Annotated in this window: 24 protein-coding genes and 2 pseudogenes; 15 read left to right on the top strand and 11 right to left on the bottom strand. The window is 72.4% G+C overall.

The features are described from left to right. Window positions 1-10 precede the first annotated feature (10 nt). On the bottom strand, window positions 11-1,018 hold the full coding sequence (locus tag ASF17_RS10200; protein ID WP_055799155.1) for an NADP-dependent oxidoreductase: 1,008 nt from the start codon (window positions 1,016-1,018) through the stop codon (window positions 11-13). 159 nt (window positions 1,019-1,177) lie between these two features. On the opposite strand from ASF17_RS10200, the gene ASF17_RS10195 reads away from it, so the two are divergent. Together ASF17_RS10195 and ASF17_RS10190 are read left to right on the top strand one after the other, a co-directional pair. Then, window positions 1,178-2,449, top strand: coding sequence for a glutamyl-tRNA reductase (locus ASF17_RS10195; RefSeq protein WP_055799152.1), 1,272 nt, complete (start codon window positions 1,178-1,180; stop codon window positions 2,447-2,449). 29 nt (window positions 2,450-2,478) lie between these two features. Beyond that, the gene (locus ASF17_RS10190) at window positions 2,479-2,886 is read left to right on the top strand and encodes an NUDIX hydrolase (protein ID WP_055799149.1); all 408 of its coding nucleotides are present in this window, start codon (window positions 2,479-2,481) and stop codon (window positions 2,884-2,886) included. Window positions 2,887-2,905: 19 nt separating this feature from the next. Here ASF17_RS10190 and ASF17_RS10185 read toward each other — a convergent pair whose 3' ends face one another. After that, on the bottom strand, window positions 2,906-4,870 hold the full coding sequence (locus ASF17_RS10185) for a M13 family metallopeptidase (RefSeq protein ID WP_055799146.1): 1,965 nt from the start codon (window positions 4,868-4,870) through the stop codon (window positions 2,906-2,908). A gap of 41 nt (window positions 4,871-4,911) precedes the next feature. Here ASF17_RS10185 and ASF17_RS10180 point away from each other — a divergent pair, with 41 nt between their 5' ends. The 4 genes from ASF17_RS10180 to ASF17_RS10165 all read left to right on the top strand — a co-directional run bounded on the left by ASF17_RS10180 (window position 4,912) and on the right by ASF17_RS10165 (window position 8,680). Beyond that, window positions 4,912-6,177, top strand: a complete 1,266-nt coding sequence (locus tag ASF17_RS10180) for a uracil-xanthine permease family protein (protein ID WP_055799143.1) — start codon at window positions 4,912-4,914, stop codon at window positions 6,175-6,177. Window position 6,178: 1 nt separating this feature from the next. Then, entirely contained in the window at window positions 6,179-7,504 is a 1,326-nt protein-coding gene (locus tag ASF17_RS10175) for an MATE family efflux transporter (protein WP_055799140.1), read from the top strand. Between the two features lie 154 nt (window positions 7,505-7,658). After that, entirely contained in the window at window positions 7,659-8,114 is a 456-nt protein-coding gene (locus ASF17_RS10170) for an Hsp20/alpha crystallin family protein (RefSeq protein WP_055799138.1), read from the top strand. 95 nt (window positions 8,115-8,209) lie between these two features. Next, a complete protein-coding gene (locus tag ASF17_RS10165; protein WP_055799135.1) occupies window positions 8,210-8,680 on the top strand; it encodes a MaoC family dehydratase in 471 nt (156 codons plus the stop codon). Window positions 8,681-8,872: 192 nt separating this feature from the next. Here the strand turns inward: ASF17_RS10165 and ASF17_RS10160 are convergent, their stop codons facing one another. The 4 genes and pseudogenes from ASF17_RS10160 to ASF17_RS10150 form a co-directional block, all read right to left on the bottom strand. Continuing rightward, window positions 8,873-9,460 carry a YdeI/OmpD-associated family protein gene (locus tag ASF17_RS10160; protein WP_055799132.1) on the bottom strand — a complete coding sequence of 196 codons (588 nt, stop codon included), beginning with the start codon at window positions 9,458-9,460 and terminating at the stop codon, window positions 8,873-8,875. Window positions 9,461-9,547: 87 nt separating this feature from the next. Then, window positions 9,548-9,658, bottom strand: a pseudogene (locus tag ASF17_RS10155) (DivIVA domain-containing protein); the annotation flags it as partial. Between the two features lie 18 nt (window positions 9,659-9,676). Further along, window positions 9,677-9,799 (bottom strand): annotated as a pseudogene (locus ASF17_RS15875) (DivIVA domain-containing protein); the annotation flags it as partial. A 99-nt stretch (window positions 9,800-9,898) separates the two neighbouring features. Then, window positions 9,899-10,324 carry a glyoxalase/bleomycin resistance/extradiol dioxygenase family protein gene (locus ASF17_RS10150; protein WP_055799125.1) on the bottom strand — a complete coding sequence of 142 codons (426 nt, stop codon included), beginning with the start codon at window positions 10,322-10,324 and terminating at the stop codon, window positions 9,899-9,901. A gap of 103 nt (window positions 10,325-10,427) precedes the next feature. Here ASF17_RS10150 and ASF17_RS10145 point away from each other — a divergent pair, with 103 nt between their 5' ends. Then, on the top strand, window positions 10,428-11,558 hold the full coding sequence (locus tag ASF17_RS10145; protein WP_082475356.1) for a helix-turn-helix transcriptional regulator: 1,131 nt from the start codon (window positions 10,428-10,430) through the stop codon (window positions 11,556-11,558). On the opposite strand, the gene ASF17_RS10140 is transcribed toward ASF17_RS10145, so the two are convergent. Beyond that, the gene (locus ASF17_RS10140) at window positions 11,496-12,209 is read right to left on the bottom strand and encodes a hypothetical protein (RefSeq protein WP_156357386.1); all 714 of its coding nucleotides are present in this window, start codon (window positions 12,207-12,209) and stop codon (window positions 11,496-11,498) included. The genes ASF17_RS10145 and ASF17_RS10140 overlap by 63 nt on opposite strands. Window positions 12,210-12,217: 8 nt before the next feature. Next, a complete protein-coding gene (locus tag ASF17_RS10135) occupies window positions 12,218-13,414 on the bottom strand; it encodes an N-acetylglucosamine-6-phosphate deacetylase (RefSeq protein WP_055799118.1) in 1,197 nt (398 codons plus the stop codon). 223 nt (window positions 13,415-13,637) lie between these two features. Between ASF17_RS10135 and ASF17_RS10130 the strand changes: the two genes are divergently transcribed. The 3 genes from ASF17_RS10130 (at window position 13,638) to ASF17_RS10120 (ending at window position 15,648) form a co-directional block, all read left to right on the top strand. Further along, complete coding sequence (locus ASF17_RS10130; RefSeq protein ID WP_055799114.1) at window positions 13,638-14,639, top strand: AraC family transcriptional regulator; 1,002 nt, start codon at window positions 13,638-13,640, stop codon at window positions 14,637-14,639. 172 nt (window positions 14,640-14,811) lie between these two features. Beyond that, complete coding sequence (locus ASF17_RS10125) at window positions 14,812-15,147, top strand: histone-like nucleoid-structuring protein Lsr2 (protein ID WP_055799111.1); 336 nt, start codon at window positions 14,812-14,814, stop codon at window positions 15,145-15,147. A gap of 3 nt (window positions 15,148-15,150) precedes the next feature. Beyond that, on the top strand, window positions 15,151-15,648 hold the full coding sequence (locus tag ASF17_RS10120; RefSeq protein WP_055799108.1) for a CarD family transcriptional regulator: 498 nt from the start codon (window positions 15,151-15,153) through the stop codon (window positions 15,646-15,648). A gap of 29 nt (window positions 15,649-15,677) precedes the next feature. Here ASF17_RS10120 and ASF17_RS10115 read toward each other — a convergent pair whose 3' ends face one another. Further along, window positions 15,678-16,754 carry a LacI family DNA-binding transcriptional regulator gene (locus tag ASF17_RS10115; RefSeq protein ID WP_055799105.1) on the bottom strand — a complete coding sequence of 359 codons (1,077 nt, stop codon included), beginning with the start codon at window positions 16,752-16,754 and terminating at the stop codon, window positions 15,678-15,680. Window positions 16,755-16,791: 37 nt separating this feature from the next. After that, a complete protein-coding gene (locus ASF17_RS10110) occupies window positions 16,792-17,463 on the bottom strand; it encodes a GntR family transcriptional regulator (protein WP_055799102.1) in 672 nt (223 codons plus the stop codon). Between the two features lie 162 nt (window positions 17,464-17,625). Here ASF17_RS10110 and nucS point away from each other — a divergent pair, with 162 nt between their 5' ends. The 4 genes from nucS (at window position 17,626) to ASF17_RS10090 (ending at window position 20,751) form a co-directional block, all read left to right on the top strand. After that, window positions 17,626-18,321 carry an endonuclease NucS gene (gene nucS, locus ASF17_RS10105; protein ID WP_055799099.1) on the top strand — a complete coding sequence of 232 codons (696 nt, stop codon included), beginning with the start codon at window positions 17,626-17,628 and terminating at the stop codon, window positions 18,319-18,321. Window positions 18,322-18,452: 131 nt separating this feature from the next. Beyond that, a complete protein-coding gene (locus tag ASF17_RS10100; protein ID WP_055799095.1) occupies window positions 18,453-18,704 on the top strand; it encodes a hypothetical protein in 252 nt (83 codons plus the stop codon). Window positions 18,705-18,769: 65 nt separating this feature from the next. Further along, on the top strand, window positions 18,770-19,447 hold the full coding sequence (locus ASF17_RS10095) for an HAD hydrolase-like protein (RefSeq protein ID WP_055799092.1): 678 nt from the start codon (window positions 18,770-18,772) through the stop codon (window positions 19,445-19,447). Beyond that, window positions 19,444-20,751, top strand: a complete 1,308-nt coding sequence (locus ASF17_RS10090) for an MFS transporter (protein ID WP_055799088.1) — start codon at window positions 19,444-19,446, stop codon at window positions 20,749-20,751. The genes ASF17_RS10095 and ASF17_RS10090 overlap by 4 nt, the downstream gene beginning before the upstream one ends. A 27-nt stretch (window positions 20,752-20,778) precedes the next feature. Here the strand turns inward: ASF17_RS10090 and ASF17_RS10085 are convergent, their stop codons facing one another. Continuing rightward, window positions 20,779-21,648 carry an NmrA family NAD(P)-binding protein gene (locus ASF17_RS10085; RefSeq protein WP_055799085.1) on the bottom strand — a complete coding sequence of 290 codons (870 nt, stop codon included), beginning with the start codon at window positions 21,646-21,648 and terminating at the stop codon, window positions 20,779-20,781. Window positions 21,649-21,861: 213 nt separating this feature from the next. On the opposite strand from ASF17_RS10085, the gene ASF17_RS10080 reads away from it, so the two are divergent. After that, on the top strand, window positions 21,862-22,776 hold the full coding sequence (locus ASF17_RS10080) for a cation diffusion facilitator family transporter (protein ID WP_055799082.1): 915 nt from the start codon (window positions 21,862-21,864) through the stop codon (window positions 22,774-22,776). Window positions 22,777-22,783: the final 7 nt, after the last annotated feature.

The raw sequence follows: 22,783 nt of genomic DNA, 5'->3' as shown, positions 1-22,783 counted from the left end.
GAGGCGCGGGTCAGCCGACCTTGACGACCATCTTGCCGACGTTGGCGCCGCGCATCAGCCCGGTGAACGCCTCGAAGGCCTGGTCGATGCCCTCGACGACGGTCTCGTCGTGGACCACGTCGCCGTTCGCGAGCCACGGGCCCATCTCGGCCTGGAAGGCGGGGGCGATGTGACGGTAGTCACCGAGCGTGAAGCCCTTCATCATGAGACCGCGGGTGACCATGTTGGTCATGCCGGTGATGCCGACGGGGGCCCCGGTCGAGTTGTAGTTGGCGATCGAGCCGCAGAGCGCGGCACGGCCGCCGTCGCGGAACGAGTCGAGCGCGGCCGAGAGGTGGTCGCCCCCGACGTTGTCGAAGTAGACGTCGATGCCGTCGGGCGCCGCCTCGCGCAGCAGCTCGGTGACGTCGCCGTCCTTGTAGTTGAACGCCGCGTCGAAGCCGTACTTCGAGGTGAGCAGCTCGACCTTCTCGGCCGATCCGGCGCTGCCGATGACGCGCGAGGCGCCCTTCAGCCGGGCGATCTGACCGACCATCGTGCCCACGGCGCCGGCGGCGCCGGAGACGAAGACGACGTCGCCCTCGCGGATCCCGGCGATCTCGGTGAGGCCGACGTAGGCCGTCAGACCGGTGAGGCCGAGCACGCCGAGGTGAGCGGACAGGGGCACGCCCTCGACGGTCTGCGTGGCGCGGAACGAGCCGGCGCCTCCCTGGGCCACGTCGCGCCAGCCGAGGTCGTGCTGCACGACCGTGCCCACCGGGAGCTCGTCGGAGCGCGACTCGACGACGCGTCCGATGGCGCCGCCGGTCATCGTCTCGTTCAGGGCGAAGGGCGGCACGTAGGACTTCACGTCGTTCATGCGACCGCGCATGTAGGGGTCGACGGACAGGAACTCGTTCTGCACGCGCACCTCGCCGTCGGCGAGCTCGGGCAGGGTCACCTCGGCCCGGCGCACGTCGTCGGTGGTGGGCTCGCCCTCGGGGCGGGCGATGAGCTGCCACTGGATGCTGGTGGTCATGATTCTCCTGTCGTCGGGCCGATCGGGGTGGTCGGCGGGGCCTCATGTTGCAATGCGCAACACTGCATGCGCATTCCCGGGACCAGCCTGACCCCGTGCATCCTCTCGACATCGAGGCATCACCCAGCCGGATGCGTCGATGAGCGTTACTCTTGATCGGTGCTCATCTGCCTGACGGCGTCCCACCGGAACGCCAGCTTCGACCTCCTCGAGAAGTTGAGCATCGGCGCACCCTCGGCGGTCGGCACCCTGGTCGACGGCAGCGACTTCGTCAACGGAGCCGTCGTGCTCGCGACCTGCAACCGCTTCGAGGCCTATCTCGACGTCGACGAGCCCCTCACGGCCGGCAGCGCCGTCGCGGTCGAGGCCACCATCGCGACCATGAGCGACGCGAGCGACGTCACGGCCGACGACCTGCGCGACAGCGTGCGCGTCATCACCGGCGACGAGGTCGTCGAGCACCTGTTCGCCGTCAGCTCGGGTCTCGAGTCGGTCGTCATCGGCGAAGACGAGATCTCGGGCCAGGTCCGCCGCGCGCTCGAGCGCGCCCGCGAGGGCGGCACGACGTCGTCCGACCTCGAGCGCCTCTTCCAGAAGGCCTCGCACACCTCCCGCGGCATCAAGAACCGCACGAACGTCGGAGGCGCGGGTCGTTCGCTCGTGCGCCTCGCCCTCGAGCTCGCGTCTTCGCGCGTCACGGACTGGGCCGACGCCCGGGTGCTGATCGTGGGCACCGGCCAGTACGCCGCCACGACGGTCACCGCCCTGCGCGACCGGGGCGCCGACCGGCTCGCCGTGTACTCGTCGTCGGGTCGCGCCTCCTGGTTCGGGCTGAAGCACGACGCCACCCCCTACGACGACCTCGCCGAGGCCATCGCCTGGTGCGACGTGCTCATCACCTGCACGTCGACGACCGAACCCGTCGTGACCCCCGACGTCGTCGCCGCGGGCGACCGCCGCCTGGTCATCGACCTCGGCCTGCCCCGCAACGTCGACCCCCTCGTCACCGAGATCGACGGAGTCGAGCTGCTCGACCTCGAGACCATCAGCCTGCACGCCCCGCTCGCCGAGCTCACCGCCGCCGACGACGCCCGCGCGCTCGTCTCGACGGCCGCGGCCGAGTTCCAGGCCGTCGCCGCCGAGCAGTCGCTCACCCCGGCCGTCGTCGCTCTGCGCAAGCACGTCTTCGATCTGCTCGACTCCGAGATCCAGCGCGCGAGGTCCCGTGGCGACTCGTCCGACCGCACCGAGGCCGCCCTGCGCCACCTGGCCGGCGTGCTGCTGCACACCCCGTCCGTGCGAGCGCGCGAGCTGGCCCGCGAAGGTCGCGGCGAGGAGTTCCGCGACGGGCTCGAGGCCCTCTTCGGCCTCACCGAGACGCGCGCCGCCACCCCGGCCCCGCATCTGCGCGCCGTCGGCGACGCGAGCTGACCTCTTCAGGCCGGTGCGAGGATGACCGGATGGAACCGATCGTCGTCAGCGCCCTCGCCCTGATCCGCGACCGGCGCCTCCTCATGGTCACGGCCCGCGGCCGCGACGTGCTGTACCTGCCGGGCGGCAAGCTCGAGCCGGGCGAGTCGCCCGCCGAGGCCCTCGTGCGCGAGTCGCGCGAGGAGGTCGCCGTCGAACTCGACCCGTCGACCGTCGTCGAGCTTTTCACCGTGCGAACCCAGGCCCACGGCGAGCCGGACGGGCGGGAGGTGCACATGACCCTGTTCTCGGCGGACCCGACCACGGCCAGCCCCGAGCCCCTCGCCTCGGCCGAGGTGGGTGCGCTCCACTGGGTCACGTCGGCCGACGCCGACCGGTGCCCCCCGGCCGGCGTCGCGACCCTCGACGGTCTCGTCCGGCTCGGCCTGATCGACTGACCGGCGGGGCCGCGCGGGGTCACCAGATCGTGACGCGCTCCTCCGGCGGCAGCCAGGCCGCGTCGCTCGGCGCGACATCGAAGGCGGCGTAGAACTCGTCGATGTTGCGCACGATCTGGTTGCAGCGGAACTCGTTCGGCGAGTGCGGATCGATCGAGAGCAGCCGGACGGCCTCCTCGTCGCGCAGCGTGATCTGCCACGCCTGCGCCCAGCTGAGGAAGAACCGCTGGGCTCCGGTCATGCCGTCGATCACAGGAGCCTCGGCCCCCTCGAGCGAGAGCAGGTACGCCTTGTAGGCGATCGACAGCCCACCGAGGTCGCCGATGTTCTCGCCGATGGTGAGGGCGCCGTTGACGTGGTGGTCGGGGACCTGAGCCGGGGCGAGCGCGTCGTACTGGGCGATCAGCGACGCGGTGAGCTTCTCGAACGCCTCGCGGTCGGCGGCCGTCCACCAGTCGCGGAGTCGGCCGTCGCCGTCGTACTTCGACCCCTGGTCGTCGAAGCCGTGGCCGATCTCGTGTCCGATGACCGCGCCGATCGCGCCGTAGTTCGCGGCGGCGTCGCGGGTCTCGTCGAAGAACGGGAACTGCAGGATCGCCGCGGGGAACACGATCTCGTTCATGCCGGGGTTGTAGTAAGCGTTGATCGTCTGCGGGGTCATGAACCACTCGCCGCGGTCGAGCGGCTGTCCGATCTTGCCCAGCTCGCGGTCGAAGCCGACGGCGGCGGTCGCCCGCACGTTGCCGACCAGATCGGCCGGGTCGACCTCGAGGGCCGAGTAGTCGCGCCAGGTGTCGGGGAACCCGATCTTCGGCGTGAACTTCTCGAGCTTCTCGAGGGCGCGGCCGCGGGTCTCCTCCGTCATCCACTCGAGGCCGGTGATGCTCTGCCGGTACGCCTCGACCAGGTGCGCGACGAGCACGTCCATGGCGGTCTTGGCCTCGGGCGCGAAGTGGCGCTCGACGTAGATGCGGCCGACGGCCTCGCCCATGGCGCCCTCGACGAGCGAGACGCCGCGCTTCCAGCGGGCGCGCTGGACGGGGGCGCCCGTGAGGGTGCGACCGTAGAAGCCGAAGTTCGCCTCGACGAACGGGGTCGACAGATAGGCCGCCGACGAGCGGATGATCTGCCAGCGCAGCCAGTCCTGCCAGTCGGGGAGGCGCGCTCCGGTCAGCAGCGACGCCAGACCCGTCACGAACGACGGCTCACGCACGACGAGCTCGTCGAACACGCGCTCGGGCGCGCCCACGGCGTCGCGCCAGACGGTCAGGTCCACGCCCTCGGCGAGCGCGTCGAACCCCGCCCAGGGCAGGAGGTTGTAGGTCGCGTCGCTGTCGCGGGTGGCGACGTTGTCCCAGTGGTGCGAGGCGAGCTCGGTCTCGAGCGCCATGATGCGGGCGGCGCGGTCGGCGGCCTCGTCGAAGCCGGCGAGCTCGAGCATGCGGGCGACGAAGGCGACGTAGGCGGTGCGGATCGACTCGGACTTCTCGTCGCGGTAGTACGACTCGTCGGGCAGACCCAGACCGCCCTGCTCGACGAACAGGACGTAGCGCTCGGGGTCGCCCGGGTCGTTGTCGACGAAGAGCTGCACGAAGCTCGCGAGCCCCTGCTTCTCGAACGAGCCCAGGAGGCGCAGGAGGCCGTCGACGTCGGTCACGTCGTCGACGGGGTCGAGCAGGGGGCGGATCGGCTCGGCGCCGAGCGCCTCGACGCGCTGCTCGTCGAGGAAGCTCGTGTAGAGGTCGCCGACCTTGCGGGCCTCGGTGCCCGGCTCGGCGTCCTGAGACTCCTGGATGATGTCGCGGACGGCCGCCTCGGCCTCCTCGGCGAGGACGTAGAACGAGCCGTAGCGCGCCTTGTCGTCGGGGATCGCCGTCCGGGCGATCCAGCGACCGTTGACGTGACGGAAGAGATCGTCCTGCGGACGCACCTCCGGGTCGAGCTCGTCGGTCAGGATTCCGGAGGAGAGGGCGTCGCTCGTCATGGTCGTCAGCCTACGACCGCGTCGCCGCTACAGTTCTGAGCATGGCACTCCCCTGGTCCCTGCACGGTGACGGCAAGACCGTCGACTCGACCGAGATCGTGGCGCCGGAGGAGCGGCTCACCTGGCCGCGCACCATCGGCCTGGGCGGTCAGCACGTCGTCGCCATGTTCGGCGCGACCTTCCTGGTGCCGATCCTCACGGGCTTCCCGCCGAGCACGACCCTGCTGTTCTCGGGCATCGGCACGCTGCTGTTCCTGATCATCACGAAGAACCGGCTGCCCAGCTATCTCGGGTCGTCGTTCGCGTTCCTCGCTCCGATCGCCGCGGCGAAGGAGGTCGGGGGCATACCGCTCGCTCTCAGCGGCATCATCGTCGTCGGTGCCCTGCTCGCGATCATCGGCGTGGTGGTGCACCTCGCGGGCACGCGCTGGATCGACTCGCTGCTGCCGCCGGTCGTCAGCGGCGCGATCGTCGCCCTGATCGGCTTCAACCTCGCGCCCGCCGCCCGCGACAACTTCGCGCTCGCCCCGCTGACGGCGGTCATCACGCTCGCCGCGGTGGTGCTGAGCGCCGTGCTCTTCCGAGGCCTCCTCGGTCGCCTCTCGATCTTCGTCGGCGTGGTGGTCGGCTACATCGCCGCCGTGCTGCTCGGCGAGGTCAGCTTCGATGCCGTGCGCGACGCCCCCTGGGTGGGTCTGCCGACCTTCACCGCGCCGGCCTTCGATCTGTCGGCGCTGCCCGTCTACCTCGGTTTCCTGCCGGTCGTGCTGGCCCTGATCGCCGAGAACGTCGGGCACGTGAAGGGCGTCGGTCAGCTGACGAAGCGGAACCTCGACCCGCTGACCGGCCGAGCGCTCTTCGCCGACGGCCTCAGCACGGTGCTCGCCGGGCTCGGCGGCGGCTCGGCCACCACCACCTACGGCGAGAACATCGGCGTGATGAGCGCCACCCGGGTCTTCTCGACCGCGGCGTACTGGGTCGCCGGCATCGTGGCGATCCTGCTCGGGCTGTCGCCGAAGATCGGCGCCGTCATCTTCACCATCCCGCCGGGGGTGCTCGGCGGCGTGACCACGGCCCTCTACGGCCTCATCGGCGTCATCGGCATCCGCATCTGGGTCGAGAACAAGGTCGACTTCAGCCGACCGAAGAACCAGCTCACGGCCGGCATCGCCCTGATCATGGGCATCGCCGACTTCACGCTGTCGCTCGGCGGCGCCACGTTCGGCGGCATCATCCTCGGAACGGTCGCGGCCATCGTCGTGTACCACCTGATGACGCTGGTCGGCCGGGCCCGCGGCACCGACTGAGGTGCGCCTCCGGAACCCCCTCGACCGCGAGATCGTCCGTCTGGCCCTGCCGGCGCTCGGGGCGCTGATCGCCGAACCGCTGTTCCTGCTGACCGACACGGCCCTGATCGGGCATCTCGGCTCGGTGCCGCTGGCCGGTCTCGGGGTGGCCGGGGTGATCCTGCAGACGGCGCTCGGGCTGCTGATCTTCCTGGCGTACGCGACGACCCCGACCGTGGCGAGGAGGCTCGGTGCCGGTGACCGGGCGGGGGCCATCCGCGCCGGCGTCGACGGCCTCTGGTTCGCGCTGCTGCTCGGCGTCGTGCTGGCCGTCGCCGGAGCGTTCACGGCGCCGTCGCTCGTGGGGCTGTTCGGCACGGAGCCGGCCGTGGAGGCCGCCGCCACGACCTATCTCACGGTGTCCATGATCGGCCTGCCGGGCATGCTCATCGTCATCGCCGCCACCGGCCTGCTGCGCGGCCTGCAGGACACCCGCACCCCTCTCGTCGTCGCCGGCGTGGGCTTCGCCGTGAACGCCGGGCTGAACGCCGTGTTCATCTACGGGTTCGGCTGGGGCGTCGCCGGATCGGCGGCCGGCACCGTCGTCGCGCAGTGGGGCATGGCGGCCGTCTACGTCGTGATCGCCGTGCGCGCGGCCCGCGCCGTCGGCGCCGATCTGCGCCCCGGGCTCGCAGGGGTCGGACGCACGGCCCGGTCGGGCGCGTGGCTGCTGGTGCGGAACGCGAGTCTGCGGGTCGCGATGATCGCGACCGTGGCGACCGCCGCCTCCTCGGGGGTGACGGGGTTGGCGACCATCCAGGTCGCGCTGACGGTCTTCAGCACGCTCGCCTTCGCGCTCGACGCCCTCGCGATCGCCGGGCAGGCCATGATCGGGCACTCCCTCGGAGCCGGGGACCGCGACCGGGTGAGGGCGGTGACCAGCCGCCTGATGCTGTTCGGGGTCGGCGGCGGGGTGCTGCTCGGGGTGCTCGTCGCCGCGCTCTCGGGGGTGCTCGGGCCGGTGTTCACGACCGACGAGGGCGTCCGCGCACTGCTCCCCGGGGTGGTGCTCGCGATGGCGGTCGGCATCCCGCTGGCCGGGTTCGTGTTCGTGCTCGACGGCGTGCTGCTCGGAGCCGGCGATGCGCGCTACCTGGCGCTGGCGGGGGTGGTGAACGTGCTGGTGTACCTGGCGATCCTCGTGCCGGTCGAGAGCGCGGTGGGCGACGGGCCGGGGGCGGTCGTGGCGCTCTGGTCCGCGTTCGGCCTGGGCTACATCGGGATCCGCGCGGTCACCCTCGGGGTGCGGGCCGCGGGGTCGCGCTGGATGGTCGTCGGCGCGCGCTGAGCAGGCCGTCGCGGTCTCAGATTCATCCCAGCGTGCTCGAAGCGCTTTTCAAGACATGCCCGCTGGCCAGGACTTATCCTCTTCTCGTCGGCCGGATCCGAGACCGGGACCGGCCCGGATAACCACACGCGAACACCGAAAGGGGACTCTTCATATGGCTGTGTCTTTCGATCCTTTCACCGAGCTCGACCGCCTCGCCGCCGGGCTCCTCGGCACCCGTCAGGGCCCGAAGGTCATGCCCGTCGACCTCTACCGCGACGGCGACCGCTACGTGCTGAACGCCGACATGCCGGGCATCGACCCGGGCTCGGTGGACATCGACGTCGACGGTCAGCTGCTGACCATCCGCGCGAACCGCACCCCCGACACCCGCGACGGGGTGACGTGGCTGTCGCAGGAGCGCCCGCACGGGTCGTACCTGCGGCAGTTCAGCGTGGGCGAGGGCATCGACTCGAACGCGATCACCGCCCACTACGACAACGGCGTGCTGTCGCTGCTGATCCCGGTGAGCGAGCGGGCGAAGCCGCGCAAGATCGAGGTGACCGCCGGGCCGGCGACCGAGCCGTCCGTCGGCGCTCCGTCGGCCGAGCGACGGTCGATCGACAGCTGACCCGACGACCGGAGGGCCCCCGCGCAGGCGGGGGCCCTCCGCACGTCTGTCCACCCCCCGGCCAGGATTCTGCGCGATGTGTACCGTCTCCTCTCGTGCCTTCCTTCGACGAGACCCCGCTGACCGACCGACACTTCGACGATTACCGGCCCGGCGCCGGCGGGACGTACGGCCCGGTCGAGGTCACCGCGAGCTCCATCGTGGGCTTCGCGGCCGACTTCGACCCGCACACGATGCACCTGGATCCCGTCGGCGCGGCTGACGGTCCCTTCGGCGGTCTGATCGCGAGCGGCTGGCACACGACCGCCATGATGATGCGGCTGATGGTCGACAACTTCCTCAACGAGCGGACGAGCCTCGCGTCGCCGGGTGTCGACGAGCTGCGCTGGCACCGGCCCGTGCGACCCGGCGACCAGCTGCGGGCGCGGTTCACGGTGCTCGAGGCCCGCCCCTCGCGGTCGAAGCCCGACCGCGGCATCGTCCGCACCCGCATCGAGATGCTGAACCAGCACGACGAGGTCGTCATGTCGCAGATCATGATGAACCTGATCAGGCGCCGCGCCTAGCCGTCGCTTCCGCACCGCTCGCCGCCTGCCGCCTTGCCCTGCCGCGGCCACGGTGGGCGGAAAGTGCCCCTCGCAGAGCTCGGACGGGCATCTTCTGACCAACGACAGGCCAGCGCACCAGCCCCGCGGCCACGGTGGGCGGAAGGCGCCCCTCGCGCGGCGCTCGCGGGCGTCTTCCGACCAGGGTCGCCGTCAGCCGGGCCGGGCGGCGCCGGGCGGCTCGGCGCCGGCATCCAGCCGGGCGACGGCGCGGGCGATGCGGCCGACCCGCGCCTCCTCGGTGGGGGCCGTCAGCACCGGGTGCATGACCGAGTAGCGGGCCGACCGGCTCAACCCCTCGAACGTCCGGGAGGCGCGGGTCGAGTCGGCGAGCGCGGCCGCCAGGTCGGCGGGCGGCTCCATGTCCGCCTGGCCCGCGTAGGCGCGATCCCAGCGCCCGTCGCCCTTCGCCCGGTCGATCTCGGCCTGACCCCGCGGGCGCATCCGCCCCGAGTCGACGAGGCGGGCGACGTGGTCGACGTTGCGCATCGACCAGATCGACCGGGCCCGCCGGGGCGTGAAGTGCTGGAGGAAGGTGCCGGCGTCGAGGGCGTTGCGGCGCCCGTCGATCCAGCCGCTGCAGAGGGCCTCGTCGAGCGCCTCGGCGTACGTGAGCGACGTGGGGCTCGTGGTGCCCTTCTTGGCGAGCACGAGGCGCACCCCCTCCGAGGTCGACTCGTGGGCGTCGAGCCATGCCCGCCAGGCGACGGCGTCGGGCACGGTGAGGCGGTCGTCGGGCATGTCTCCCTCTCGGTGCGGGCCGGTCGGCGGGTGGCGACCCGCGCCTCCTCGGCTCCGTCGTCAGCCGGCGGCGGGCGGTTCGACGGCGCGCAGGGCGATGACGACCTGGTCGAGGAACGCGTCGACCTGATCCTGGTCGTACCCCTCGCGGAACTTCGTCGGCTGGAACCTCGCCGCGATGACCTCGTCGGGGGTGAGGGGACCCGGGCCGCGCCCCTGCTCGAGGGCCGCGAACGTCGCGGTGATCCGGTCGAGCAGGTCGTCGACCTGGTCCTGGTCGTAGCCGTCCCGGAACCGGGTCGGTGTGAATCTCGTCGCGACGACGTCCTCTGAACGCATGTCTCCCCCTCGATCGTGGCTCGATCCTGCCACAGGGCGGGGCCGGCCCTCGGGCACGCGCACGGTGGAGGGCGGGCTCCGGCCCCGCCGAGACCCGGCTCAGCCCCAGTGGACGATCACGTCGATGATCCACGTCACGCCAAACCGGTCGGTGAGCTTGCCGTAGTACGGCGAGAACATCGACGGTCCGAAGGGGACGTGCACGGTGACGCCCTCGGATGCGGCGAGCGCCGTTCCGAGCTGCTCGAGCTCGGCCGCGTCGGTGCTGCGCAGCGACAGGTAGAAGGGGTTGTCGCCGGCCGCATACGGCAGCGAGTCCTGGATGTCGTACGCCATGACGTGGAACCCGCTCGGGGCCTTGACCTGCCCCCAGACGATCTGGTCGGCCTGGTCGGGGCCCTGACCCGACTCGGTCTCGCCGTAGGGCACGAGCACCAGGTCGCCGCCGAAGACCGAGTGGTAGAACTCGAGCGCCTCCTTCGCCTGGCCTCGGAAGTTGATGTGCAGGGTGGTGATGACGCTCATGGTCTGTCTCCTCGTCGTGATGTCGCGCTCTCTCTGAGCGCTGAGACAAGTCGACTCCGTGTACCGGTCAGCTTCGGTCCGGTTCACGCGCGATGATGACGTCATGCCCGCCGCAGCCGCCTCGTCGACGTCCCAGCGCCTCCTCGCCCTCCTGTCGTTGATGCAGACGAACCGGTCGTGGTCGGCTCCGACGCTGGCCGCTCGGCTCGAGGTCGGCGAGCGCACCGTGCGTCGCGACGTCGAGCGTCTGCGCGAGCTGGGCTACACGATCGACACGAGCCGCGGGCCCGAGGGCGGGTACCGGCTCGCGGCGGGCGAGTCGCTGCCTCCGCTGCTGCTCGACGACGAGCAGGCGGTCGCCGTGACCCTCGCGCTGCAGACCGCTCGCCTGGCCGGGGCCGGTCTCGACGACGCCGCGGCCCGGGCCCTGCTGACCGTGACGCGACTGCTGCCCGATCGCGTGGCGCAGCGCATCGCGCGACTCGAGGTCGGGGCCCTCACGCCGGGCTCGCCGTCGACCCGCGTGCAGGTCGACCCCGAGGTGCTGCTGCGCATCGGCGACGCGATCCACCGCTGCGAGGAGCTCCGCTTCGACGTCGACCGGGCCGAGGAGGCGCGGGTCGCCTCCGAAGCGCACCCCGCGTCGACGCCGCCCCCGGCCTCCGCGTCGCCCCCGCCCCGACCGCCGCGCCGCGTCGAGCCGCATCACCTGCTGCTGAGCTCCGGCCGCTGGTACCTGATCGGTTGGTCGGACGAGCACGGCGACTGGCGGGTGTTCCGGGTCGACCGGTTACGGCTGCGCCAGCACACGGGTCGGCGCTTCGAGCCGAGGGCGGTGCCGGGCGGCGACCCGGCGGCCTTCCTGTCGGCGCGGTTCAAGGGCTCGAGCGGAGCCGACGCCTGGGCCTGCGTCGGCACGGTCGAGCTGTCGCTGCCGGCGAGCGCCGTGGCCCCGTTCGTCGGCGACGGCGTCGTGGTCGCCGTCGGTCCCGAGCGCTGCCGCGTCGAGGCCGGATCGTGGTCGTGGGGGTCGCTCGCCGCCTCGTTCGGCCGCTTCGACGCCGAGCTCGTGGCCGTCGGCCCGGCCGAGCTGATCGACGCCTTCGCCGATCTCGCGGGCCGGTACGCGCGGGCGGCCGATCGACGGGCGAGGCCGCGGCCCGTGCCGACCTCAGGCCCGGGCGTCGCCGTCGTGCCGCAGGTCGGTCACGAACAGGACGGCGATCGCGGCTGACCGATCCGGCCGGAGGGCCGCGACGACGACGGCGGAGCCCGTGTCGGCGGAGCAGAGCGCGATCTCGGTCTCGCCCCGCTCGGCGAGCCGATCGACGAAGTCCTCCAGCCCGACGACGGTGACGTCCTTCTCCCGGGCGATCGAGTACTTGGTCCGGAACGTCCGCGAGGTGGCGATGGCGCCCTGTCGTCCGACCCGCAGCGACTCGTCGGGCCTCTCGTCGAGCACGGCCAACGCCCGAGCGACCGCCGACGAGGCGGCCGCCGCGTCGTCGGACCGTCTCAGCAGTCCAGCCAGCTCGGCGGCCGAGACGTGATCCGGTTCGACGACCGGCTCCACGGACGCGGCGGTGACGGCCCCACCCGCATCGATCAGCATGATCGCGACCTCGGTCTCGGTGTCGTATCGCCCGAATCGCACGTCGTCGTCGCCGAGATCGTCGAGCACCGCCAGGAGCGCCGTGAGACTCCCGCTCGACGGCGCCCGGCTCGAGCGGAGTCTCCGGGCCAGGACGGCTGCGGGCGCACGATCGAGACCGATCCGCTCGTCGCGGGGCGACCGCCCCAGGAGGCCGACCAGCGCCTCCGTCCCGGGGGCCGTCGTGCCCGCCGCCCGCTGACGCAGCTCGCCGACGCTGATGGTCTCGCTCATCCGGTCGATCATCCTCGCTCGAACAGCACCTCGCCCTCCGCCACGACCACGTCGGGCGACCAGTCGTCGCCGAGCACGACGAGGTCGCCCCGCGCTCCGACCTCGAACCGCCCGAGATCGCCGCGGCCGAGCAGGTCGGCCGGGGTGCGCGTCAGCGCCGTGATCGCCACGACGGGGTCGACGCCCGACCCGACGGCGAGCCGCAGGGCGACGTCCTGCGTGAGCACCGACCCGGCGAGCGCTCCCGAGTCGGCGAGCCGCGCCTCCCCGGCGGCCACCACGACGTCGAGCCCGCCGAGCCGGTACGACCCGTCGGCGCAGCCCGTCGCCGACATCGAGTCCGTGACGAGCGCCACCCGGCCCGGTGCGAGCGCGAAGACCGCCCGCCAGACCGACGGATGCACGTGCACCCCGTCGACGATCAGCTCGAGCACGGCGCCCGCGTCGACGGCGGCGAGCACGGGGCCGGGGTCGCGGTGGAGCAGGGGCGGCATGGCGTTGAAGGCGTGGGTGAGGGCGCGCGCGCCCCGGGCGAAGGCGTCGAGCGCGAGGTCGTGGTCCGCCGCCGTGTGCCCGAGGGCGACGACCACCCCGGCGTCGGCGAATCGCCGCAGCGCGTCCGCGGCCCCGTCGAGCTCGGGTGCCAGCGTGATCATCCGCAGGCTCCCGTCCGCCGCTCCGAGCAGCCGGTCGACGGTCTCGGCGGTCGGCGTCGCGAGCGCGCTCTCGTCGTGCGCGCCCTTATGCGAGGCGGCGAGGAACGGCCCCTCGAGGTGCGAGCCGAGCACGAGCGGATCCGTGGCCGCGAGCGCCGCGATGCGCCCGAGCGCCGCCTCCAGTCGGGCGGGTGGCGCCGAGACGAGGCTCAGCACCTGCCGCGTCGTCCCGTGTCGACGGTGGTGCGCGAGCGCGGCCGAGAGGTCGGCGTCGTCGTCGTACGACAGGCCGGCCGCGCCGTGTCCGTGCAGGTCGACGAAACCCGGGGCGACGACGCGACCCCCGGCGTCGATCACGCGCGCCGTCGATGTCGAGGGACCGTCAGCCGACGCGCCGGGCAGACCCGTCGCCCCACCGGTCGCTCCCTCGGGCCGACCCGCGCCCTGGGCGACGGCCGCGATCACCCCGTCCTCGACGCGGATCCAGCCGGGTCGTCGGCCCGCGGCGTCGATCAGCACGGCGTCGTGGACGACGACGGCTCCGCTCATGGTGACGCTCTCTCTCGTTCGGTGCCCGGGCGTTCTCGCGCTGCGGCCGACGCTACCTCGACGACCCGCGTTCGGGGGAGAGCGCATGCCGCCGCGATTTGCGACCGTGGAAGGAGGGCCGTCGTCGTCGGTTTCGTGACGTTCGGCCTCCGGGACACGTCCTGATGATGCAGCCGCGTGCCCCACCAGCACCGGTGCGAGACGCTCAGGACCAGGAGACCTCATGACCACCACCTACCTGCCGAGCGGGACGCCCCGGCCCGAGCCGGGCCAGACCCCCGGCGGCTTCGACCGCTTCCAGGTCACCGGCGACGACATCGAGGAGGCGCGACACAGCCTCGAGACCTCTCTCGACGGTCGTCAGTTCCGTGCGCGCCTCGCGGACGAGCCCTTCTCATTCCGATTCGCCTCGGCGGGCGACGAGCGGCTCAGCGTGCAGACGGGATCGTTCACCGGACATCTGCAGGGCGTGATCCCGTGGTCGAAGGACTACGTCGTGTCGTGGTTCCGCAGCGGCGAGGTGACCATCGACCACCCCGGCGGCCAGCTGACGAGCGTCGTCGGACGGCCGTTCCTGACCCCGAGCGAGACCTCGTACTCGTTCACGATGACCCCGCACCATCACGGGATCGTGCATCTCGGCGCCGACTTCCTGGAGGACGTCGCGACCGAGAGGCACGGTGGCCCGCGCCAGCGCATCGTGTTCGACTACGACGCGGTGCCCGACGCCGCCGGGCTCGCCGCCTGGCAGAAGGCGCTCGGCGCGGCGACTCCGCTCGTCGTGGGCCACACGACGAAGCCCCTGGCCCGCCACTCGGCGCAGGTCTCGCTGGCGCACGCCCTCCTCGACCTATTCCCGTGGCAGGCCGTCGACGTCCCCGAGGAGCTGCGGACCGAGCAGACCCGCAAGCTCCGCCAGGCCGCCGAGTACGTGCACGCCTTCGCCGACCAGCCGATCTCGGCGGGCGACATCGCGACGGCGGCCGGGGTCCACACGCGCACGCTGCAGCAGCTCATGAACCAGCACCTCGGCTCGAGCCCGACGACGTACCTCCGGCACGTCCGTCTCGACCGGGCCCGGCAGGATCTCCTCGCGGCCGATCCGGCCGCGGGCTTCGTCGCCGACGTCGCGCGTCGATGGGGATTCGGCAATCTCGGTCGGTTCTCGGCGTCGTACGCGAAGCGCTTCGGAGAGTATCCGCGCGACACCCTCGCGCGGTGGTGAAAGGCATTCCCGGTCACTCGTGAATGCGTCCGCATAAACGATCGGCGTTCGCGCGACGGCCTGCGGAGTGCTTTAGGGATGTCATACAGACACGCATGAATTACACTTGTTCCCTAGCACGCCGTCGCACGTTTATCTTCGGCGCTTTCCATTGTTTTTTCAGGAGACTCCGTTGGCCCAGAAAACACTCATCCAGCTCGTCGATGACATCGACGGCACCCCCATCGCCGACGGCGAGGGCAAGACCGTCTCGCTGACGCTCGACGGCGTCTCGTACGAGATCGACCTGAGCGACGCGCACGTCGACGAGCTCACCGAGGCCCTGGCCCCCTTCACCGGTGCGGCCCGCCGAACCGGCCGCAAGGCCCCGGCGCGCAGCGGCTCGACCCGGTCGAACGGCGACGATCTGCAGAAGATCCGCGAGTGGGCCAAGGCGAACGGGCACGACGTGTCCGACCGCGGCCGCATCGCCGCCGCCGTCCGCGACGCTTACGACGCGGCGCACTAGACCATGGCCACGACATACGAAGTCGGCACGACGCTGGTCTACCCGCACCACGGCGCCGTCACGATCACCGACCTGACGACCAAGAACATCAAGGGCTCGCCCACCGAGTACATGTCGCTGCGCGTGCACACGAGCGAGCTCGTCATCCAGATCCCCACGGGCAACGCCACCGACATCGGCGTCCGCGAGGTCATCGACCAGGCCGGCGTCGAGCGCGTCTACGACGTGCTCCGCACCTCCGAGGTCGAGGAGGCCGGCAACTGGTCGCGTCGCTACAAGAGCAACCAGGAGAAGATGACGAGCGGTGACGTCTACAAGGTCGCCGAGGTCGTCCGCGACGTCTGGCGTCGCGATCAGGACAAGGGCATCTCCGCCGGCGAGAAGAGCATGCTGGGCCGCGCCCGGCAGATCCTCGTCTCCGAGCTGGCCCTGGCGTTGAACACCACCGCCGAAGAGGCCGACAAGGCCCTCGAGGGCGTCCTGGCGACTCCCGCCGCCTGACGCCTCCCCCGCGCTCTCGTCTCGCCCGGTCAGTCCGCCGGGAGCGGCGGCGGCCCGGTCGTCGACCCGCGTCGGAAAGTGCTCGTGAACGACGTCGACTCGACGGGCCCCCCCGACAGCAGGTCGAGCAGCGCCCGTCCGGCCGCGCGACCCTTCTCGACCGCCGGCTGACGCATCGTCGTGAGGTCCGCCGCCCGGGGGTCGTCGAGACGGATGCCGTCGAAGCCGACGACGCTGAGATCGCGCGGCACCTCGAGGCCGAGCTCGGCGGCGGCCGCGATGACCCCCGACGCGAGCAGGTCGCTCTGCGCGATGACGGCCGTCGGCCGGTCGGCGGGTGCGACGTCGAGCAGGGCCAGTCCGGCCCGGTACCCCTCCGACGTCCAGCTGCCCTCCGTGACGACTCCCCCGACCCGACCGAAGACCTCGCGGACCCCGGCGAGACGCTGCAGGGCGATGTAGGTCGTCCCCGAGGCGACCCGCTCGTCGGTGATCGGTCCGAGCGCCCGGGTGGGTCCGAGCTGGAGCGACACGACGGCGACGCGGCGGTGTCCGAGATCGTGGAGGTGACGGGCGAGCGTCCGCGACGCGTCGAGGTTGTCGAGACCGATGTCGAGCACGCCCTCCATCGCCCGCGCCTCGATGGACACGACCGGGATGCCCCGCCGTCGCACGACGGCGACCGACTCGTCGAGTCGGAGACTGCAGCCGAAGAGCACCACGGCGTCGAGCGGAGCGTCGATCAGGCGAGACCGCTCGGGCCCGGTCTCCGTGAGCAGCAGGAGCGAGTAGTCCGCCGGTCCGGTGACGTCGGCCAGGCCGTCGAGCATGGCCACGTTGACGGGATCCCGGAAGGCGTCGCTGAGACTCGACTCGATGACGGCCCCGACGATGCCCGAGCGACCGCGTCGCAGCGATCGCGCCCGGGGGTCGGGTCCGCCGTAGCCGAGCTCGGCGGCGGCGGCCAGGACCCGGTCGCGGGTCGCCGGCGAGACGGGGCCGGCTCCGCTGAAGGCGAGGGAGGCGGTGGAGGCCGAGACGCCCGCGGCACGCGCCACGGCGGCGAGCGTCGGCCTGCCGACGTCGGGCTTCTCTGCCGGGCTCATGGTGGTGCAGCCTAGCGGTGCCCGCGGGGCGTCCCCCCTATGGCTGGTCGGGTGCGAACGCGATGCCGAAGTCGGCCATCAGGCCCGGGATCGAGCGCCACTCGCCGTAGTGCACGGCCGCCTCGATCTCGTCGACGATGCGGGCGCGGAGGTCGTCCGGGAGGGCGGGGCGCGAGTCGTGCACCCGCAGCGCGTCGATGCTGGCGAGCACCGAGAGGGGGCCGACGACCTCGCGGTCGAGTCGTGCGGCCTCCTCGTCGTCGAACAGTCCGAACAGCGGGTCGGCCAGCTCGACGAGTCGAGCGATGTCGAGGGGAGACTCGAGCCCGAACCGGTCGGCGAGGGTGGCGCCCGGTCGCGGATCGGGGAGGTCCTCGACCTGCGGCCCGCGAGCGAGCGCGAGCTCCATGGCGCCCCCGAGACGCCGCAGGAGGGTCGTGACGCTGTAGGCGGGCAGACCGACCACTGCGTCGCGGCCGAACGGCGCCCGCAGGAGCACCCCGATGCGGCAGAGCACGTCGATCGAGCGGCGCACCTCGCCGAGGCTCACGCCGAGCTCCCGGGCGACGGCCGAGTCGTCGAGGACGTCGCCCGGGGTGTGGCGGCCCGTCGCGAGGTCGATCAGCAGGGCGTCCGCGGCGACGCCGATCCCCGACCGGCCGTTCGTCGCGGGCGAGTCCTGAGCGGTGGCGGGCAGCGTGGTCGACATGGGTTCCTCCGGGGTCTGGTGCTGGTGCTCGGGCCGCTCCTCGCGGTGTCATGAACATATTTCGCATTTCACACTCTGTCAAGCGCCCAGCAGGAGAGGCGGACCGATCGCCCGACGCCGACGCTGTCGCCCGACCCGCGCCTCCCCGCCTAGGATCGTCGGGTGCGTCTCGTCATTGCCCGTTGCTCCGTCGACTACGCCGGGCGACTCTCGGCCCACCTGCCGCTGGCCACGCGCCTGCTCATGATCAAGAGCGACGGCAGCCTGCTCGTGCACTCCGACGGCGGCAGCTACAAGCCGCTGAACTGGATGAGCCCGCCGTGCTCGATCAGCATCCTCGAGGCCGACGCCGACCAGCAGGAGGCGGGGGTCGTCGAGCTCTGGAAGGTCACCCAGGCGAAGACGGCCGACATCCTCGTGGTCTCGATCCACGAGGTCCTGCACGACTCCAGCCACGAGATGGGCTTCGACCCGGGCCTCACGAAGGACGGCGTCGAGGCCGATCTGCAGAAGCTCCTCGCCGAGCAGATCGAGCTCCTCGGCGAGGGCCACACGCTGGTCCGGCGCGAGTACATGACGGCGATCGGCCCGGTCGACATCCTCGCGCGCGATGCCTCCGGAGGCGCGGTGGCGGTCGAGCTGAAGCGCCGCGGGGACATCGACGGCGTCGAGCAGCTGACCCGCTACCTCGAGCTGATGAACCGCGATCCGCACCTCGCGCCGGTGACCGGCGTCTTCGCCGCCCAGGAGATCAAGCCCCAGGCGCGCACCCTGGCGCACGACCGGGGCATCCGCACGCTGCTGCTCGACTACGACGCGATGCGCGGCCTCGACGACTCGCACTCGCGACTGTTCTGAGCCGCATCACCGAGAACAGGGGCGCGGGGGCCGATCCGAAATACATCAGCCGACCCCTTGCGCGGGCGGAATATGAGCGTAACATTTCTCATGTCCCGCTCTTCCCCAGCCCGCAACCCTCGGAGGCTCCCGTGACCTCGCCCATCTTCGATCAGATCCTCTCCCAGCGAGAGGCGACGCCTCTGTTCGAGTCCATCTCGGGCTCCTTCCCGAGCGTCGTCCGCGACGACGTCGCGATCGTCCCCTCGACGCCCCGTGGGCGGACCGACTCCGCACGACCCGCCCGTCGACCCGGGTCGACCGCGCCGAGCCGGGGTCGCACCGCGGCCTCCGGCCCGCGCTCCCTGCCCGCGACCACCTGGCCGCTGGGCCCCGTGGCCTGACGGGCGTCCCCACCCGCCCACGGCGCGCCTCCCCGGGGGTGGTCCCGGTGCCTAAGCTGAGGGGGATGACTCTCCCCTACACCGCCGTCCTCTACGACCTCGACGGCACCATCGCCGATTCGGCGCCCGCCATCACGGCCAGCCTCGCGCACACCATCGAGGCCCTCGGGCTGCCCGTGCCCTCGCCCGACGAGCTGATCGCCTGGGTCGGCCCGCCCCTCCCGCAGAGCTTCGAGGTGCGTCTGGGCCTGACCGGCGACCGGCTCGTCGAGGCCATGCGCCTCTATCGTGCGCACTACCTCGAGACCGGCGCCCTCGGCAGCCCCATCTACCCCGGGGTCCCCGATCTGATGGCCGCCGTGCACGCCGCCGGCATCCCCACCTCCACGGCGACGTCGAAGCCGGAGACTCCCGCCACGCGCATCCTGCAGGTCAACGGTCTCGACCGCTACCTCGACGTCATCACGGGCGCCTCCGACGACGAGGTGCGCAATACGAAGGCCGACGTCGTGGCCGAGGCCCTCCGCCGGCTCGAGGCCCGCGGCGTCGACCTGTCGCGCCCCGTGCTGATCGGCGACCGGCACCACGACGTCGAGGGCGCCGCCGTCCACGGCGTGCCCACCATCATGGCGGGCTGGGGCTACGGCGACGAGCCCGAGTACGCCGGCTCGGTCGCGGTGGCCGCCGACGTCGACGAGCTCGCCGCCCTGCTGGGCGTCACCCTGCTGCGCGGCGCGGCGTGAGCCCCCGCGCGGGCACCGTCGCGCGGTCGCCCGCCGCCTGGCTGCTGACCCTCGCGATCATCCTGATCGCGATCAACCTGCGCGGGCCCATCGTGGCCACCGCGCCGGTGCTCGACCAGATGATCGGCGACCTCGGTCTCACCGCCGTGGTGGCGGGCCTCCTGACGAGCATCCCGGTGCTCTGCTTCGCCGTCGCGAGCCCGGCCGCCTCCGCTCTCATCGGCAGGGTCGGCCCCGAGCTGGCCGTGACCCTCGGACTCGCGGGCGTGCTCGCCGGCACCGTCATCCGCACGCTGGGCAGCTCGTTCTGGCTCTACGCCGGCACCATCGTCATCGGCGTGGCCATCACGATCGGCAACGTCGTGCTGCCCGTCGTCATCAAGCGCGACTTCTCGCCCGAGCGCGGCGGCTTCGTGACCGGCATCTACACGTCGGCGCTCAACGTCGGGTCGATGATCACCTCGCTCGGCACCGCGCCCATCGCCTCGGTCGTCGGCTGGCCTCTGGCCCTGCTCACCTGGGGACTGCTGGCGGTCCTGGCCGGCGTCGTCTGGTCGATCGCCGTCGGTCCGCGGGTCGCTCTGCGGGGCGCGCGCCTCGGTTCGGCGACCGGTCCGGTCGACACGGGCCGCGCCTCCTCGTCCGAGGGCGACGCGTCCGACGTGCTGACCGGCGGCATCCCCGTCGTCGACGAGCGCGCGGCGGCGGCCGACGCCGAACGCCGCGCCGATGCCGCACGCCCCCCGCTCCTGAGGCGCTGGACGACCTGGGGCCTCACCCTGGCGTTCTCCGGTCAGGCGTTCGGGTACTACGGGCTCACGGCCTGGATGCCGACGCTGCTGCGCGACGAGATCGGCCTCACCCGCGAGGCCGCGGGCGCCAGCTCGTCGGTCTTCCAGATCCTCGCGGTGGTCGGCGCCCTCGGCGTGCCGGTGCTCGCGCTGAAGCTGCGCCCCGCCGTGGTCATCGCCCTGATCAGCCTGTTCTGGACGGTCATGCCCCTCGGCCTGCTCTTCGCCCCCGAGCACTGGCTGCTCTGGTCGATCTTCGGCGGCGCGGCCCAGGGCGGCGGCATCACCATCATCTTCATCGTCATCGTGCGCATGGCGACGACCGACACCGACGCCCGGCGGCTCTCGGCCCTCGTGCAGGGCGGCGGCTACGCGATCGCGGCGCTCGGGCCCCTCGCCATCGGCGGTCTGCACGATGCGACGGGCAACTGGCAGGCGCCCATGCTCGGCGTGTTCGCGGCGACGCTGGTGCTCGGGGTCAGCGGCGTGCTGTCGTCGCGGCGGGTGCGGTAGCGACCGCACCACCGCTCGGCGACGGCCTCAGCGCGCGGCGACGACCTGCTCGAGCGTCAGCGGCTCGCGCCCCGTGAGGTCGCGCACCGCACGCGAGACGCCCGCCACCTCGCCCGAGGCGATCGACGTGTAGGTGCTGACCCAGGCGTCGGCCATCCACGGCTCGGGTCGCCAGGCCGCACGCGACGCGTAGGCCTCGTCCAGCGTCTCGTCGACGAAGACGTGGTCGCGGCCCGTCGCGGTCGACAGACGGGCGGCGAGCTCGGCGAGCGTCAGCGCCTCCGGTCCGGTCAGGTCGTAGGTCGCGCCCCGGTGCGCCGCCGGGTCGCGCAGCACGGCGGCCGCCGCGTCCGCCACGTCGGTGCGGGCGACGGCGGCGACCCGCCCCGCACCGGCCGGCCCGCGGAGCACCCCGTCGGCGTCGGCGAAGTCGATCAGGGCGTCGAGGTAGAACGAGTCGCGGAGGAACGTCGTCGCCATGCCCGACGCCAGCAGGTGCTGCTCGGTGGCGGCGTGGTCGCGGGCGAGCGTGAAGACGGCGTCGGGGGCCGCGCCCTGGAACGACGTGTAGACGACGTGCCGCACGCCCGCCTCGGCCGCGGCGTCGACGAAGGCGCGGTGCTGGTCGAGCCGGTCGACCGCTTCGGCCGCCGAGACCATGAAGAGCGTCTCGACGCCCTCGAGCGCGGCCCGGGCGGCGGCGCGGTCGGCGTACGAGGCGACGGCCACATCGACGTGGTCGCCGAGCGACGGGGCGCGCGCGGCGTCGCGGACGACGAGGCGCAACGGCACGCCGTCGGCGGCGAGGGAGGCCGCCACCCGCCCTCCGAGGGCGCCGGTGGCCCCGGTCACGGCGACGGGGCGGGGGGAGGCCGAGGAGGCGCGGGTCGAGTCCATGACTCAGCCAACCGCGGTCGCGCCCGCCGTGTTCCGCCACCCGCGCCTCCCCGGCTCGGATCCGCGTCGTTCCGGGGATCGAGAGTCGTTATCGACTGGGCCCGAGAGCTGTCCGACGTCGGTGGCCCGGGCTACTCTCGGGGGAGGCGATCACCGACGACCCGCGACCGGGCCGACGGCTCGAGCCGCCCGAGCACCCCGAGAGAGCACAGCATGGCGCACGACCACCAGCACGGTCACATGGCGGCCGACGGGCGTCGACTGAAGCTGGCGATCATCGTCATCGCCCTCGGACTCGTCGCGCAGCTGACCGGCGCGCTCGTCTCGGGCTCGCTCGCCCTGCTGGCCGACTCGGGTCACATGTTCTCCGATCTCGCGGGTCTCGTCGTGGCCCTCGCGGCGACGATCGTGGCGGCGAGACCCGCCAGCGGGCGGCAGACGTACGGGTACCGGCGGGCCGAGGTGTTCGCCGCGGCCGTGAACGGCCTCGTGCTGGTCGCCGTCTCGATCTCGGTGGCCGTCGCGGCCGTCGGGCGGCTGCTGACCCCGTCGGATCACGAGGTGCTCGGTCTGCCGATGCTCGTCGTCGGCGTGATCGGCGGGGCGACCAACGTCGTGGCGCTGCTCGTGCTGCGGGGCGGGGCGTCGCACTCGATCAACATGCGGGGCGCGTATCTCGAGGTGCTGGGCGACCTGCTCGGCTCGGTCGCCGTCGTCGTGGCCTCGGTCGTCGTCCTGACCACGGGCTTCGTGCAGGCCGACTCGGTGGGGTCGCTGATCATCGCCGCGATGATCGCGCCGCGCGCCTGGTCGCTGCTGCGCGAGGCGCTCCGGGTGCTGTTCGGCTCGGCGCCGGGCGACATCGACCTCGACGACATCCGCGCGCACATCACCGAGACGCCCGGCGTCGTCTCGGCCCACGACGTGCACGCCTGGCAGATCACGAGCGGGGCGACGGTCTTCTCGGCGCACGTCGTCGTCGAGCGCGAGGTGTTCTGCGACATGCGGGTCGACGAGACCCTCGACTCGCTCGACCGGTGCCTGGCCGCGCACTTCGAGGTCGAGCACGCGACGTTCCAGCTCGAGCCGGCCGATCACGCCGACCACGAGCGCGCGACGCACGCCTGACGCGAGC

Source organism: Frigoribacterium sp. Leaf263 (assembly GCF_001422285.1).
Lineage (GTDB): Bacteria > Actinomycetota > Actinomycetes > Actinomycetales > Microbacteriaceae > Frigoribacterium.
Note: the sequence above shows the minus strand (reverse complement) of the source record. Positions and strands in the feature narration are given on the sequence as shown.